A 14,546-nucleotide genomic window follows, 5' to 3' on the forward strand; every position below is an offset into this window, starting at 1 on the left:
ATCACTAAATGCCAATAACGCATCGACTATTGCTTATAATTCAATATTTTGTATTATATAAAATAATATACATATTCTTAAAAGATATAGATTTTAACCATATTGTCTGCAATTACTTACATACTGATTACGCAAATAGCGCTAATCTTCACGACCAAAATTAAATTGGCATATGCTTGGAGATTCACGCATGCCCGTGAATGATATAGACGCACCCCAGCGAATCAGCGCTGACCACTTGATACCCCAGATTCCTGGCGTCATCTTTCAATTACACCGCGCTCGTAACGGTCATATGCGCTTTCCCTATATAGAGGGTGGCGGCGTGGCTCTCAAATATATTGACCGAGATCTGCTCGCACAAAATGCTGGTGAGTTGGTTGAGCAATTAACGGGCAATGATCACCCCAAAATCATGTCAGCGATCGAACGCTCAGCACGCTGGATGCTGCCGCTGACGACCCGCTTCTTACTACCGTTCCCGAAAGAAAAACCACACTGGATTGCGGTGAGCGCACGACCAAAGACGGTCGTGGATGGAGTGCAGTGGAACGGCATAATGATGGACATTAGCGACCAGGTCTCCGAGGAGCAGCGGCTTCGCAAGCTATGCGATACAGACCCGCTCACAGAGTTACCCAATCGGCGCAAATTGATGGTGCATTTAACTAATATAGCCTCACTTAGCACCCGCCATGGCACGCCGCTCTCCATCATGATGATCGATATCGATCATTTTAAACGCCTTAACGACCGCTGGGGCCATTTGCACGGTGATGACGTGCTCAAACAGTTGGCGACACAAGCGCAGTCACTACTGCGCTGTGAAGACATGATCGCCCGCCTGGGCGGAGAAGAGTTTATGGTCGTGCTGCCGCTCACATCGCTGCAGCATTGCCATACACTTGCCGACCGAATACGCCATGCCTTCAGTGTGTACGACTTCGGCATGGGTGCTGGCCAGGTAACACTAAGCATCGGAATTGCCGAATTTCGTTGTGGCGAGCCTCTTACGAGTTTGATCGAACGGGCCGACCAAGCGCTGTATAACGCCAAGGATATTGGTCGCGACTGCGTTTGCCTTCTACGCTAGTAAGAAATACCCCGCTAGAGGAGCAAAAAGATGGCAACGCTCGCTGAATCTACCTGCGAACCCTGCGGTAAAAATGCTCAGCCGCTAAGCTTAGGAGAAGCCCAAGAGCGGCTAAAAAGCCTCAGCCAGTGGCAGATTGTCGAGCACGATGGCATCATGAAGCTGTCACGGAGTTTTACATTTCGCGACTTCGCCAGCGCATTGGCATTCACCCAACGCGTTGGTGATATTGCAGAGCAGGCTGGCCACCACCCCGTTATTACCACAGAGTGGGGCAAAGCCACCGTCACGTGGTGGTCTCATGCTATTAAAGGCCTGCATCTAAATGACTTCATTCTTGCCGCCAGAACCGACGAGGTAGCCGAATAAATGTTTGAGCATATTGAGCGAGTCCCAGGAGACGCCATTCTCGGGCTGATCGAAGCTTTCAAAAAAGATACCAACCCGCAAAAAGTGGATTTAGGTGTCGGTGTTTACCGTGATACCCAAGGCAATACGCCGGTAATGCGCGCTGTTAAGGAAGCAGAAGCTCGCCTGCTCAAAAACGAAACGACAAAAACCTATATCGGTTCTCACGGCGCGCCTAGCTATGGCGAAGTCGTGCTGCCCATGGTTTTTGGCGCTGATTCATCCGTCTTAAAAGCCAATCGTGCCAGCGCCACCCAATCACCAGGCGGTACCGGCGCGCTGCGCTTGGCTGCAGATTTTATTGCCACACAGCTGCCGGGTAAGGGTATCTGGGTAAGTGACCCGACATGGCCGAACCACCACGGCATTTTTACGGCAGCTGGTATTGAGCTGCACAAGTACCCTTACGTTGACCCCGACAACCGTCTCGACTTTGACGGCATGCGGTCAGCGCTGAAAAGCATTCCTGAAGGTGATGTGGTGGTGCTACACGCCTGCTGCCATAACCCTACCGGTTTTGATCTTTCCCATGACCAGTGGCAGGAAGTGCTGGAAATCGTGCGTGAACGCAAGCTGCTTCCGCTGATCGATTTCGCCTATCAAGGCTTTGGCGAAGGTCTGGATGAAGATGCTTATGGCGTGCGCCTGCTGGCAGAGAACCTTGATGAAGCGATCATCACCAGCTCATGCTCTAAAAACTTTGGTATTTACTGCGAGCGTACCGGTTGCTTGATCATGGTGGCCAAAAATAACGAGCAGATGGACAACATCCGCTCTCAAGTCGCCATCGTTGCCCGTGAGAACTACTCGAACCCGCCCGCTCACGGCGGCTCTATCGTCAGCGAAATTCTCCACGACGCCGAACTGACCGAGATGTGGCGTGAAGAACTCACCGAAATGCGTGATCGCATCAATACCCTGCGCCGCGACTTTGTGGAAGCACTGAAGCCCTACGGACTGGACGAGAAGTACGCCTGCGTTGCTGAGCAGCGTGGCATGTTCTCCTACACCGGCTTAACGCCGGAACAGGTCGATCGCCTGCGTGACGAGTTTGGTATCTACATGGTGCGCTCGGGTCGCGCCAACGTAGCGGGCTTCTCCCACGAGAATCTCCCCTACTTGGCCAAAGCGATTGCCGCTGTTAACGACTAATCGCCAAGCAGCAACGCAGTAACAAACGCCCAGGCAACGCCTGGGCGTTTTCATGTATTAGGCATTTGACCGATTAGTCAACACTTCGGCACACTCAGTATAGCCTTGTATACAACACACCATAATCAAGAGGCATAACATGGCGGCTGCCAGCACTCACTATCCGTGGTACAAAAAAGAAGACACTGACGCATTCTTCGCTCTCTTCCAAAACAACATCGCCAACTTTGTCATTATCGCCATCACTATGCTGGGCATGGGGTTTCCTGCCTCCATTGTCTATGGGCAAGTGCTGCCCGGCGCAGCGGTAGCGGTGATGGTAGGCAACTTCTACTATGCATGGAGCGCGGCAAGGCTGGCACGCAAAGAGAACCGGGCGGATGTGACAGCGCTCTCTTACGGTATCTCGACGCCGGTGATGTTCGTATTCCTGTTCGGCGTATTGCTACCCGCCAAACAGCTCACCGGCGATGCGGAAATGGCTTGGAAAGTGGCTGTTGCCGCCTGCTTTATAAGCGGTGCCATTGAAGCCGCGATTAGCGTCATTGGTCGCTGGGTGCAATACCACTTACCAAGAGCCGCTATGCTTGGCGCAGTGGCCGGCGTTGCACTGACGTTTATTGCCGGAGAAATGCTGTTTAAAACACTCGAAATGCCGATTATCGGCCTGCTGGTGTTAGCGATTATTATTGTTGGCTTAGTGGCCCGCGTCAGCATGCCCTTTAAGCTTCCAACCTCGCTATTTGCCATTATTGTCGGTACCGCCATGGCCTACTTGATTGGCGACGCTGGCACCGAACGGTTTAGCGATGCCTTTACCCACCTAGGCTTTTATCCATTACTTCCCAATCTGGCCTGGTTTGAGGGGCTGGGGCTACTGCTGACCAGCATGCTTGCAGTGCTGACCGTGGTGCTGCCCATTACACTGTATAACGCTATTGAAACCATGAACAACGTGGAAGCAATGGAGGCGGCAGGCGACAAATACGATGTGCGCGAATGCCAGGCAGTAGATGGCGCAGGCACCATGATTGGCGCGCTATTTGGCGGCGTCTTTCCAACTACGGTTTATATCGCAACGGTAGGCGCTAAATGGATGGGCGCGGGCCGGGGATACAGCCTGCTGAATGGCGCTGTATATGCCTTAGCCACCATGTTCGGTCTCATTGCTGCGCTGGCAGCAATTATTCCCGTTTCTGTAGTAGCGCCCATTCTAGTCTTTGTTGGCATGTCGATGATTGCGACCGCCTTTCAAGCCAACGACACGCGCTACTACCCTGCCGTGGCGCTGGCCATGCTGCCCTACTTTGCTAACTACGTGATGACGCGCTTTAATCGCGGGGCTGGCGAGGTAGTGACCGATATCTCAAGTGCCATCGTAGTAATGGGCCAAGGGGCCATGTTTATGGCGATCCTACTGGGCGCTATGACGGTCTCGGTGATTGATCATCAGTTTAGGCGTGCAGCCGCCTTCGCGGCAATTGCGGCGGGCTTTTCGTTTTTCGGACTAATGCACGCCCCTAAACTCTCTTTCAATGCAGCGCCAGAGTTTGTCATGGGCTACTTGGGTATGGCACTACTGTTTATGTATTTTTCCTATCAGGAAGCAGCACGCAAGCGTTAATGGATGAATCCCGCCTGCCGATGCGGGCGGGATAACATACGCCGCATAACGAGCCATGCCATAAAGCCTGCCAGCAGATTCCCCACGGCCGCACCCGCCGCCAGCCCCCACCAACCGAAGAACTGCGAGCCCAACCATAGGCAAGGCAAATAACAAATAAACAGCCGCGCACTGGATAACAGCATGGCTCGTAATGGCCAACCTAACGCATTACCTGCCGAGACGACTAGCATGCAAACACCTAGTGCCGCATAGCTAGGCAAGAGAAAACGAATCAGCAGCGTCAGCTCGCTTTTCACATCCGGGTTGCCTGCCAACGCCATCGCTAGCCAGGGCGCTCCCAGTGCCAACACTATGCCGAGACCCAGTTGCCAAAATAGCGCGACCTTAATGGCTAACGTCATCAGCTGCTGTATCTGCCCCCAATCACCAGCCCCGTAGCAACGCCCTAACCACGGCGGCAGCGACATGGTCATGGCCAGAATGACCATCAGTGAGAGTGTCTCCAAACGGCTTGCCAAGCCCCAGGCGGCCACTTCGCTTTCACCCAGGCCCGCCACAACAGAGATTGCCAGCATCGCAGCCAAGGGTGGCATCAGCTGGCTGACCATGGCCGGTGCGGCAATACCCGTAAATGGCCGCCACGACTGTTTGGCCTCTTGCCACAGTCCCTGCTGAGCGGCCCACTGGCGTTTAAGTAATTTACGCGTGGTCACCAATAGACCTACTGAAAAAGCAATCGCGGTTGCCCAGGCTGCGCCAGGTAGACCCCAGCCTTCCCAATCACCAATACCAAAGATTAGCAGTGGATCGAGAACAAGGTTCACAAGACTACTCAGCACCATCATTTTGCCTGGTAGACGGGTGTCACCGTGGGCACGAAAAACGCTGTAGCTGAAATAAAGCAGTGCCCCCAACCATGCGGATAGCAGCTGAGGTGCCCAATAAATGCGGATATAGGAAAGCGTCGTTTCATCCGCGCCCAGCAGTCGAAAGATAGGCACATAAAATATCCATAATGCGATCGCCAAGAGGCCGATGACGCCGCCACCCGCCATAAGCACCAAACTGCTTAAGCGTCTCGCCCGGGCTTCTTCACCCGCCCCCAATGCCCGCGAAATAAGCGCGGCAATCGCAATACCCATCCCTACCTGAATGCCGATAATCAGAAACGACAACGGAAAGGTAAATGATTGCGCGGCCAACGGCGCAGTACCCAAACGAGCAATAAATGCGCTATCAACAAGTTGAAAACCCAATAGCGCCAACACCCCAATGGCCATAGGCCACGTTTGGCGCCATAGGGTTATCGCCAACTCTTTTTGTTGCATGACAGCAGCCAAGCACTCTCTCCTTAGGTGATGGATAATTATTTATCGGTTGTAACGTAAAACGCCACCGCCCTTAAAGGGCAGTGGCGTACTTAGCTCAGTAAGTTCTTACTGACGAATACCTTCAAACGTCACATATAGCTCAAGTTCATGCATAGATTCAGGGAAGTCACTCATATTAATACCGTAATCGCCCAAGGTCAGCGTAGTGCTGCCTTCAAAACCAGCGCGGTAGTTGCCCCACGGGTCATCGCCTTCACCCATCAGGGTAACCGGCATTTCAATCTCTTGAGTTTCGCCGTGCAGGGTCAAATCACCGGTCAACACGCCTTCATTATCACCCGTTGACTCAAAGCCTGTGGAGGTAAAGGTCGCTGTCGGAAATTCACTGGCATTCAGGAAGTCGCCGCTCAGGATATGACGGTCACGCTCAGCATGGTTGCTGGTCAGGCTATCCACTTGGACTTCGATTTCTGCTGAAGATGCTTCAAGGTCTTCAGGATCGTAAGCGAACTGGCCCTCAAACTCTTCAAAGCTACCTAGAATGTAAGAGAAGCCCAAGTGAGAAATTTTGAATTGAATAAAGGCGTGCTGGCCTTCGGTATCGATTTGGTAATCAGCTGCCTGTGCTTGGCTCAATGGTACCAGCGCTACAGCGGCAATCGCGGATGCAAATGCTGTTTTCTTGAACATATTGAATTGCTCCTTGCTTTACTTAATAGGCACCGCGGAAAGTCAATTATCTTACGCGCGATGTTTAGAAAAAGTGTAAACGGCTAACGTGATGACTTTGTTGCACTATGATCGCTAGCTCGGCTATGCGCTGGGTTTAGCATACGTACCAATGTTGAGTGCCGGTCTAGCCAGTGATGCTTAAACGCGGCAAGCGCGTGACCTGCCGATATAATCATCAATGCCAGAGCGCTATACCAATGTACGTTACCTGCCAAGCTTGCCTGGTTGGGGAAGTCATATACCAGTGCAGGCACCTCAAACCAACCAAAGACACTGATACCGCTCCCGTCAGCGGTAGAAATTAAGTAGCCGCTCACCATGACCAGCAATACAAGCACATAAAGAGCGATATGCCCCACATGGGCAGCAATAACCTCTAGGCGGCCGCCTTCTGCCGTAGGGGTTGGCTGAGCAAAACGCCATACTAATCGCGCCAAGGTGGCAAATAGTAGCAACATACCAATCGAGCGATGTACCCATGGGCCCTGATTGTACCAGGGGTCATAATAGCCAAGGTCCGTCATCCACCAGCCCAGCGCAAACAGACCGGTAATAGCCAGCGCGCTTAGCCAGTGAAACAGAATACTGATCAACCCCCACCCGCTGCGACTATTACTCCACATCATTGTTTTCCCTTATTCGTCGCTACCCGTTAGCGAATACGTTAACAACGCAAGCATATCGTGTAACCGCGTTAGGAACCGCTGAAAAAAGCAGAACACATCATTCGTAAAAACCACTGTTTGAAGATAGCGTGCTGATTGAGATTGGCGCAGAAAAAAACCGGCCTACTGCTGGGCCGGTTTTGCTTATCAAGCGGCTAGTTAACTCGCAGCCAGGGCATCCAACCCACGGGCTAAATCACGCTGAATGTCTTCCTGGCTTTCTAACCCTACCGCGACTCGGATCAAGCCAGGGGCGATACCGGCAGCGGCCTTTTGGTCATCAGAAAGACGCCCATGGGTAGTGGTGGCCGGGTGGGTAATCGTGGTTTTAACATCACCTAAATTACCCGTTATCGAAAGCATGCGAGTCGCATCAATTACCTGCCACGCGCCTTCCTGACCGCCCTTCACTTCAAAGCCCAATACGGCGCCGAACCCCTTTTGCTGCTGTTTGGCCAAGGCGTGCTGTGGATGATCCTCCAGGCCGCTATAGAACACGCGGTTCACTGCCGGATGTGCATCTAACCAACGGGCAAGGATCAAGGCATTTTCACAATGCGCTTTCATACGCAGTGATAGTGTTTCCAACCCTTTGGTGAATATCCAGGCATTGAAAGGGCTCAAGCACGGGCCGCAGGTACGTACCACACCGAACACTTCTTCAAGCAGCGCATGGCTCCCCACTACTGCCCCGCCAATGGCACGGCCCTGCCCATCCAAATACTTAGTCGCCGAATGGATGACTAGGTCAGCACCTAGCGCCAACGGCTGCTGGAGGGCCGGTGTGAGGAAGCAGTTATCAATTGCCAGCAGCGCGTCGTGACGTTTGGCCAACGCGGCCAGGGCCGGAATATCGGCAATTTCAGACAGCGGGTTCGAGGGCGTTTCGGCAAACAATAGACGCGTTTTGGGCGTGATCGCCGCTTCCCATGCAGCGGCATTGGAAAGCTCGACATAACGCGTGGTAATACCAAACTTGCCTAAATACTTATCGAACAGGCTAACCGTTGAGCCAAATAGCGACCGGGAGGCCACAATTTCATCCCCTGCGGAAAGCAATGCCAACGCTGTCGACAGAATGGCCGACATGCCCGAACTGGTGGCAACACAGCGCTCGCCGCCTTCAAGCGCCGCTAGGCGACGCTCAAAGGTATGCACTGTCGGGTTGGTAAAGCGCGAATAAACGTTACCAGGCTCTTGGCCACCGAACTTACGCGCCGCTTCTGCAGCGCTTTCATAAACAAAGCTCGAGGTCGGAAAAATAGGCTCCGAGTGCTCCTGCTCAAAGGTGCGCTGATGGCCTGCCCGGATCGCCAGTGTCTCTAATGACCATTCATCCTGGTGACCGTCTTCCTGATGATTGTCATCATGCATAAGGCTTCACTCCTAATCGTCCAGGTCATCGTCTTGATTGTGCATATCGACAAGAGCGTGATCGCCAGCGCTCTGATCCTTGGCAGAATCATTACGGCTAGCTTCAAGCGCGGCCAAATAAGCGTCGTCGATATCGCCGGTGACGTAGTTGCCGTCAAACACCGAGCAATCGAACTCTTCCATTTCAGGATTCACTTCACGACACGCCGCTTTTAGATCTTCCAGGTTTTGATAGAAGATGCGGTCAGCCCCAATTAAATCACCGACCTCCTCTTCGCTACGGCCATGGGCAATCAGCTCAGACGCGGCGGGCATATCGATGCCATACACATTGGGGAAGCGAACCGGCGGCGCCGCCGAGGCAAAATAGACCTTACGGGCACCGGCATCACGCGCCATCTGGATGATCTGCTTACAGGTCGTGCCGCGCACGATGGAGTCATCCACCAGCAGCACGTTCTTGCCTTTAAACTCAACGTCGATAGCGTTGAGCTTTTGACGTACCGATTTCTTCCGCTGAGTCTGCCCCGGCATAATAAAGGTACGGCCAATGTAGCGGTTCTTCATAAACCCTTCGCGATAGGTCACCCCAAGGTGCTGTGCCATTTCGAGGGCAGAGGTGCGCGACGTATCGGGAATAGGAATGACCACATCAATATCGTGATCCGGCCATTCATTGAGGATTCGATCCCCCAGCTTACGGCCCATCTGCATCCGGGTACCGTAAACATAGGCACCGTCTAGCAACGAGTCTGGGCGCGCTAAATAAACGTGTTCAAAAATGCACGAGCGAAGCAGCGGACGATCAGCACAGACTTGAGTATGAATATTGCCTTCGATATCGACAAAAATAGCTTCACCAGGCGACAGATCACGCTCAAGCTCAAAGCCACCGACGTCCAACGCAACGGATTCGGAGGCGATCATGACCGCTTGACCGTTTTCCTCTTCGCGGGTACCGAAGACCACCGGGCGAATACCGAAGGGGTCGCGGAACGCCACCATGCCAAAGCCATTGATAATCGCCACGGCGGCATAGCCACCTTTACAGCGACGGTGAACGCGACGCACGGCATCAAAGATATCTTCCGCTTCCAGATGTAAGCCTTGCTTGCCCAGCTCATGGGCAAATACGTTGAGCAGCACTTCAGAATCGGAACTGGTATTGATGTGGCGTAAATCGGTCGAGAATAGCTCCTGTTTCAACTGCTCGGAGTTGGTCAGGTTGCCGTTGTGCGCCAGCGCAATACCATAAGGCGAGTTGACATAAAACGGCTGCGACTCTGCTTCACTTGAAGAGCCTGCCGTCGGATAACGTACATGACCAATGCCCAGGTTGCCTTTCAGGCGAGCCATGTGGCGGGTGTGGAATACGTCACGAACCAGTCCGTTACTCTTGCGCAGTAAGAAGCGTCCCTCGCTCCATGTCATCATGCCAGCAGCGTCCTGGCCACGATGCTGAAGTACGGTCAGGGCATCGTAGATTCCCTGATTTACCGCCTGTTTGCCTAGAAGGCCCACTATACCGCACATTCACGTTACCTCGCTTAATGCCATGGCTTACCTAAGTCACTTACCTAAGCAAGCCCGTACGTTCGTAGAATCGACTTCAGTAACAGGTCAATCACCTGTCGGGATAACTTCACGTTCCGCTGCACCCGGCAGGCGCAACGCAGGCAGAGAAATGTCTCGTAGTGACGACGGCGCATCAGGCAGCTCGCGATCCCACTGGTTTAACTGACTCACCGCCCAATCGCGCAGTTGGATAAAGGTCGGGCGCAGCTCCGCCTGTTGCCACGCCTGTAGCTCAGATAACGGGGTGAGCGTAATCAGCACCGTCGCCACAAGCAAAACAACCGCCCCGCGGGCGACACCGAAAGCGGCCCCCGCCACGCGGTTCAAAAGCCCCATGCCCACCCACTCAACCGCGGCATGCACTAAACGAATCACAATGCCACACAGTAAAATGACGGCAAAAATTACCAGCACGAAAGCGAGCACAAGGCGGGCATCAAAGCTTTCAATAAACCCGCTCATCAGTTCCGCCACCGGTTCGGCAAGCACCCGAGCCACCATTAACGCGACGACCCAGGCGGCCAATCCTAATGCTTCGCGTACAAACCCTCTTACGAAACCGGCTAGCATCGATAACGCCAGCACGGCCAAGAACACCGCATCAATCCATGTTAACGCCATGGTTTAGTCTCTTACTCGAACAAGAAGGCCCTGAACATTGGCGCGTTCTTTGATCGAGGACATGGCGGATTCACCGTCTTCGGAGGTGGCATAAGGGCCAACAAATACAGTGGTCATATTGTTATCACGCTCACGTTGATAAACGCTAAACCCCTCTTCTGACAGTTGTGCACTAAGTCGCTGGGCATTCGCTGGTTCACCAAAACTGCCCACTTGCACCGCCCACTCCCCTTGAGCGGTGGAAGAAGGACTAGAAGCGCTTTGTGAAGAACTTTGTGATGAGCTTTGTGACTCGCTTCCAGCGCTGCTTTGACCACTGCCACTGTTCGAGGCAATTAAATCAGCGATGGGGTCACTATCAGGAACAGTCGGCGCCTCGTCGGGCTCATTGGAGCCTGCCGCTTCAGTACTAGAAGGCGACGGGTTTGAAGCAGCGATTTGATCGGTTTGCGGCGCTCGCGGGTTGGCATCAATAGGAATAGAGCCGTCATCACTCTCTTCACTGGGTACTGAAGATAATGCAGGCTCATCAATGGTTGAGGGCCTTTCTGGCGCGGGTACATTACGGCGCTCCACCTCTACCGGCTGCTCAATGACAAAGCTCGGCTGGGGACGCTCTTCTCGGGGTGCGGGGTCACTCATTAGCCACGGCACAAAGATCGCCAGCAACGCGAGCAAAATTACAATACCGCTAATGCGTTCAGTTTTACCGTATTTCATTTCCGTCTCCATCAAGCGACGCGGCGCCTGTTGGCAGTGGCCGAGCTAGCAGTGCCGCTACAGTAAAGAACGACCCGGTGGCCAAGACACGATCATTGGGCGTTAACACCTTAGCGAGCCAATCGGCGCCAGCGTGCGGCGACTCTGCGCAAAAGTGCACCCGCCCTCCCTGAGCTATAATACGTTGCGACAACTCACTTGCCAGGCAACCTCGTTCGCCTGTCAGCGACACGCATACCCAATCGCTGATGCGGGCTGATAATGCCTGTATGACACCGTCAATATCCTTATCATTCAACATGCCGATAAGGCCCCACTGCTGGCCCCCTTCGGGCGGTGACGGTAAGTGGCGAGCGACGTACTCGGCGGCATGCGGATTATGCCCAACATCCAGGCACCATGGACCAATCCATTGTAGCCGCCCAGCCAGTTGCACCGTTGCGAGCCCTACTTTTACATGAGCGGGCACCAACGCCATTCCGGCAAGTACGAGCGCTTGTAATGCAGTCGCCGCATTATCGATAGGTAGCCCAGGGTCAGGAAGCGCGTCAACGACGATGCTTGTGCCATCCGCTTGCTGCCCCTGCCAGCGCCAATTGGAATACTCTTCACCCATGGTTTGGTGGGTAAACTGCTGCCCTAATGCAAACTTAGGCACTGCTAACGACTGCGCGCATTCGGAAACGCTTACAGGTAGCGCTTGACTGCCTAAGATGGCTGGCTTACCAGCACGGAAGATACCGGCTTTTTCGCGCCCAATCTGAGCCAGATCGGTGCCTAAAAAGTTAGCATGATCCTGAGCAATCGTGGTGACGATGGCTACATCTGCATCAATGATATTGACCGCATCAAGCCGACCGCCAAGACCTACTTCAAGTACCGCAAGATCAAGTTCTGCGTTGGCCAAGCACCACAGCCCACACAGTGTGCCCGCCTCAAAATAGGTCAGGCTGATTTCATCATCCTGCAAGCGTGCTCGCTCAACGTGCTCAAAACCTTCTACGAGCAGTTGATCTTCAGCTTCCTGACCGTCGATTTTGACGCGTTCGTTGTAGCGCAATAAGTGGGGTGACGTATAGGTACCCACCCGCCAACCGTGGGCACGGGCAATGCTCTCGATCATGGCAAGGGTTGAGCCCTTGCCATTCGTTCCCGCCACGGTAATAACGCGGGGAGCAATCGGGCTTGAAAGCAGCCTCATACGCTTTGCCACTTTGGAAACTCGCTCCAGGCCCATATCGATTCCGACCGGGTGCAACGTTTCCAAATGTTGAAGCCATTGGTTTAAAGACAAGGGCGACAAAGAGTCTGGCTGCAAAGAATCAGGCATTGCGTGTATGGTCGTCACTCTTAGCGGTAGAGGAAGTGTCCTTCTTAGCTGGCTCAATGCTTTCATAAGTGACGTCAGCAGTGTCCGCTAACGCTGCCTCTTCGACGATAGGTTCTGAAACGTCCGCATCATCCGTCGACAACGAACTAACTGGCGTAGCATCGTGATGAGTCAGTTTACGCAGCACACTGCCCACGCGGGCACGCATTTCATGACGATGAACGATCATATCGACAGTGCCATGCTCAAGCAGAAACTCACTGCGCTGGAACCCTTCTGGTAGAGTTTCACGCACCGTTTGTTCGATGACCCGTGGGCCAGCGAAGCCAATCAATGCATTGGGTTCGGCAATATTTAAATCACCAAGCATAGCCAACGAGGCTGAAACGCCGCCAAAGACAGGATCAGTAAGCACTGAAATATACGGCACTCCCGCCTGCTTGAGCTTCTCAAGCGCCGCAGAAGTTTTGGCCATCTGCATCAACGAGAAGAGCGCTTCCTGCATACGCGCACCGCCCGAAGCTGCAAAACACACCAGTGGAATATTCTCTTCCAGTGCGAGCGTAGCGGCGCGCACAAACTTCTCGCCTACCACCGCCCCCATTGAGCCGCCCATAAAGGTGAACTCAAAGGCAACCGCTACTACCGGCAAACCGTCCAGCTCACCGCGCATGGCCACCAGTGCATCTTTCTCACCGGTATCTTTTTGCGCTGCAGTCAGGCGGTCTTTGTATTTTTTAGAGTCGCGAAACTTCAATCGATCATTGGGTTCGATTTCCGCCGCGATCTCTTCGCGTCCTGCTTTATCCAAGAACCAGTCCAAGCGTTTACGTGCCGTCAAGCGCAGGTGGTGATCGCACTTGGGGCAGACGCTATTGTGTTTCTCTAACTCAGGAAGATAGAGAACCGCTTCGCACTTGGGACATTTACGCCAGAGGCCGTCGGGAACGCTAGCGCGACGGTCTTTACGCTGGATACGACCCATGGAGGGTACGATCTTGTCTAACCAGCTCATATCAAAAAGGCTTCCGTTATACGTCAACGCCTGGCAAAACCAGGCTTGATGAGTGTCGTCAAACTGTTAAGTATAGGCGATAAAGCATTTAGCTTTAGGCATCCATCGCCGTACGCATTTCTGCTAATACACTTTTCAACTGGCCCGCAATGGTTTCCGGCGCATCCAAGCTTTCGGCGATACGGTTAACCAAGGCACTACCGACAATTACACCATCGGCGACTTTAGCCACTTCCGCGGCCGTAACGCCATCACGAATGCCAAAACCAACGCAAAGCGGCAAATCGGTCATCCCCCGCAGTGGAGCCAAGTGCTCGGCTACGTCTTCGGCATTCAGGGTGGCGGCGCCTGTCACGCCTTTCAGCGAAACATAGTATAAGTAGCCCTCGCCATGGGCGCATATTGTAGCGGCACGCTCGTTAGAAGTGGTAGGCGCAACGAGAAAAATCGCCGCTAAATCACGAGATTTCAGCAATGGGCCAATTTCATCGGCTTCTTCCGGCGGCATATCGACAATCAACACGCCGTCGACGCCGACACTGGCAGCTTGGTCAGCAAAGTTCTCGTAACCAATACGCTCAATAGGATTTAAATATCCCATTAACACGACCGGCGTCGTGGTGTCGGTTTGGCGAAACTCTTTGACCATTTGCATCAGGTCAACCAGTCGGGTGCCCTGCTTTAACGCACGTTCACAGGCTTTCTGAATCACTGGGCCATCGGCCATTGGGTCGGAAAAAGGCACGCCAAGCTCAATGACATCGGCACCGGCGTCTACCAGTGCGTGCATAAAGCCCACCGTATACTGCGGTGCTGGGTCCCCTGCGGTGATGTAAGGGATCAGAGCCTTGCGGCCCTGCTGTTTAAGTTCACTGAAACGCTGATCAATACGGTTCATGCTCG

Annotated in this window: 14 protein-coding genes; 4 read left to right on the forward strand and 10 right to left on the reverse strand. The window is 53.5% G+C overall.

All coding sequences use genetic code 11. The features are described 5' to 3' along the window. The first annotated feature begins 190 nt into the window (after positions 1-190). The 4 genes from CXF87_RS03170 (at position 191) to CXF87_RS03185 (ending at position 4,277) form a co-directional block, all read left to right on the forward strand. Positions 191-1,093 carry a GGDEF domain-containing protein gene (locus tag CXF87_RS03170; protein ID WP_101145442.1) on the forward strand — a complete coding sequence of 301 codons (903 nt, stop codon included), beginning with the start codon at positions 191-193 and terminating at the stop codon, positions 1,091-1,093. Between the two features lie 30 nt (positions 1,094-1,123). Continuing rightward, positions 1,124-1,462, forward strand: a complete 339-nt coding sequence (locus tag CXF87_RS03175) for a 4a-hydroxytetrahydrobiopterin dehydratase (protein WP_008956209.1) — start codon at positions 1,124-1,126, stop codon at positions 1,460-1,462. Then, positions 1,463-2,653: an amino acid aminotransferase gene (locus CXF87_RS03180; RefSeq protein ID WP_008956208.1), complete on the forward strand. Its 1,191-nt coding sequence runs from the start codon at positions 1,463-1,465 to the stop codon at positions 2,651-2,653. It abuts the gene before it with no gap. Between the two features lie 139 nt (positions 2,654-2,792). After that, a complete protein-coding gene (locus CXF87_RS03185; RefSeq protein WP_035557427.1) occupies positions 2,793-4,277 on the forward strand; it encodes a uracil permease in 1,485 nt (494 codons plus the stop codon). On the opposite strand, the gene CXF87_RS03190 is transcribed toward CXF87_RS03185, so the two are convergent. The 10 genes from CXF87_RS03190 to trpA all read right to left on the reverse strand — a co-directional run bounded on the left by CXF87_RS03190 (position 4,274) and on the right by trpA (position 14,541). After that, a complete protein-coding gene (locus tag CXF87_RS03190; RefSeq protein WP_101145443.1) occupies positions 4,274-5,620 on the reverse strand; it encodes an MATE family efflux transporter in 1,347 nt (448 codons plus the stop codon). The two genes, CXF87_RS03185 and CXF87_RS03190, sit on opposite strands and share 4 nt — an antisense overlap. 96 nt (positions 5,621-5,716) lie before the next feature. Continuing rightward, positions 5,717-6,301, reverse strand: coding sequence for a YceI family protein (locus CXF87_RS03195; RefSeq protein WP_035557424.1), 585 nt, complete (start codon positions 6,299-6,301; stop codon positions 5,717-5,719). Between the two features lie 83 nt (positions 6,302-6,384). After that, positions 6,385-6,966 (reverse strand): cytochrome b, encoded by a 582-nt coding sequence (locus CXF87_RS03200; protein ID WP_101145444.1) that lies wholly within the window; start codon positions 6,964-6,966, stop codon positions 6,385-6,387. 201 nt (positions 6,967-7,167) lie between these two features. Continuing rightward, complete coding sequence (locus tag CXF87_RS03205; RefSeq protein WP_008956203.1) at positions 7,168-8,382, reverse strand: O-succinylhomoserine sulfhydrylase; 1,215 nt, start codon at positions 8,380-8,382, stop codon at positions 7,168-7,170. A 12-nt stretch (positions 8,383-8,394) separates the two neighbouring features. Further along, positions 8,395-9,915, reverse strand: a complete 1,521-nt coding sequence (purF, locus tag CXF87_RS03210; RefSeq protein ID WP_008956202.1) for an amidophosphoribosyltransferase — start codon at positions 9,913-9,915, stop codon at positions 8,395-8,397. Between the two features lie 87 nt (positions 9,916-10,002). Next, positions 10,003-10,578 carry a CvpA family protein gene (locus CXF87_RS03215; protein WP_008956201.1) on the reverse strand — a complete coding sequence of 192 codons (576 nt, stop codon included), beginning with the start codon at positions 10,576-10,578 and terminating at the stop codon, positions 10,003-10,005. A 3-nt stretch (positions 10,579-10,581) separates the two neighbouring features. Further along, a complete protein-coding gene (locus CXF87_RS03220; protein ID WP_101145445.1) occupies positions 10,582-11,298 on the reverse strand; it encodes an SPOR domain-containing protein in 717 nt (238 codons plus the stop codon). Further along, on the reverse strand, positions 11,285-12,628 hold the full coding sequence (gene folC, locus CXF87_RS03225) for a bifunctional tetrahydrofolate synthase/dihydrofolate synthase (protein WP_101145446.1): 1,344 nt from the start codon (positions 12,626-12,628) through the stop codon (positions 11,285-11,287). Before folC ends, CXF87_RS03220 begins: the two co-directional genes overlap by 14 nt. Next, positions 12,621-13,643, reverse strand: a complete 1,023-nt coding sequence (gene accD / locus CXF87_RS03230; RefSeq protein WP_101145447.1) for an acetyl-CoA carboxylase, carboxyltransferase subunit beta — start codon at positions 13,641-13,643, stop codon at positions 12,621-12,623. The genes folC and accD overlap by 8 nt, the downstream gene beginning before the upstream one ends. 94 nt (positions 13,644-13,737) lie before the next feature. Next, on the reverse strand, positions 13,738-14,541 hold the full coding sequence (gene trpA / locus CXF87_RS03235; protein ID WP_101145448.1) for a tryptophan synthase subunit alpha: 804 nt from the start codon (positions 14,539-14,541) through the stop codon (positions 13,738-13,740). Positions 14,542-14,546: the final 5 nt, after the last annotated feature.

Source organism: Halomonas sp. MES3-P3E, assembly GCF_002836035.1.
GTDB lineage: Bacteria > Pseudomonadota > Gammaproteobacteria > Pseudomonadales > Halomonadaceae > Vreelandella > Vreelandella arctica.

What these genes read in the sequence shown, in the direction of transcription:
- CXF87_RS03170 (WP_101145442.1), top strand. Translation starts at nt 191, where the DNA reads ATGCCCGTGAATGATATAGACGCACCCCAGCGAATCAGCGCTGACCAC.
- CXF87_RS03175 (WP_008956209.1), top strand. Translation starts at nt 1,124, where the DNA reads ATGGCAACGCTCGCTGAATCTACCTGCGAACCCTGCGGTAAAAATGCT.
- CXF87_RS03180 (WP_008956208.1), top strand. Translation starts at nt 1,463, where the DNA reads ATGTTTGAGCATATTGAGCGAGTCCCAGGAGACGCCATTCTCGGGCTG.
- CXF87_RS03185 (WP_035557427.1), top strand. Translation starts at nt 2,793, where the DNA reads ATGGCGGCTGCCAGCACTCACTATCCGTGGTACAAAAAAGAAGACACT.
- CXF87_RS03195 (WP_035557424.1), bottom strand. Translation starts at nt 6,301, where the DNA reads ATGTTCAAGAAAACAGCATTTGCATCCGCGATTGCCGCTGTAGCGCTG.
- CXF87_RS03200 (WP_101145444.1), bottom strand. Translation starts at nt 6,966, where the DNA reads ATGTGGAGTAATAGTCGCAGCGGGTGGGGGTTGATCAGTATTCTGTTT.
- CXF87_RS03205 (WP_008956203.1), bottom strand. Translation starts at nt 8,382, where the DNA reads ATGCATGATGACAATCATCAGGAAGACGGTCACCAGGATGAATGGTCA.
- purF (WP_008956202.1), bottom strand. Translation starts at nt 9,915, where the DNA reads ATGTGCGGTATAGTGGGCCTTCTAGGCAAACAGGCGGTAAATCAGGGA.
- CXF87_RS03215 (WP_008956201.1), bottom strand. Translation starts at nt 10,578, where the DNA reads ATGGCGTTAACATGGATTGATGCGGTGTTCTTGGCCGTGCTGGCGTTA.
- CXF87_RS03220 (WP_101145445.1), bottom strand. Translation starts at nt 11,298, where the DNA reads ATGAAATACGGTAAAACTGAACGCATTAGCGGTATTGTAATTTTGCTC.
- folC (WP_101145446.1), bottom strand. Translation starts at nt 12,628, where the DNA reads ATGCCTGATTCTTTGCAGCCAGACTCTTTGTCGCCCTTGTCTTTAAAC.
- accD (WP_101145447.1), bottom strand. Translation starts at nt 13,643, where the DNA reads ATGAGCTGGTTAGACAAGATCGTACCCTCCATGGGTCGTATCCAGCGT.
- trpA (WP_101145448.1), bottom strand. Translation starts at nt 14,541, where the DNA reads ATGAACCGTATTGATCAGCGTTTCAGTGAACTTAAACAGCAGGGCCGC.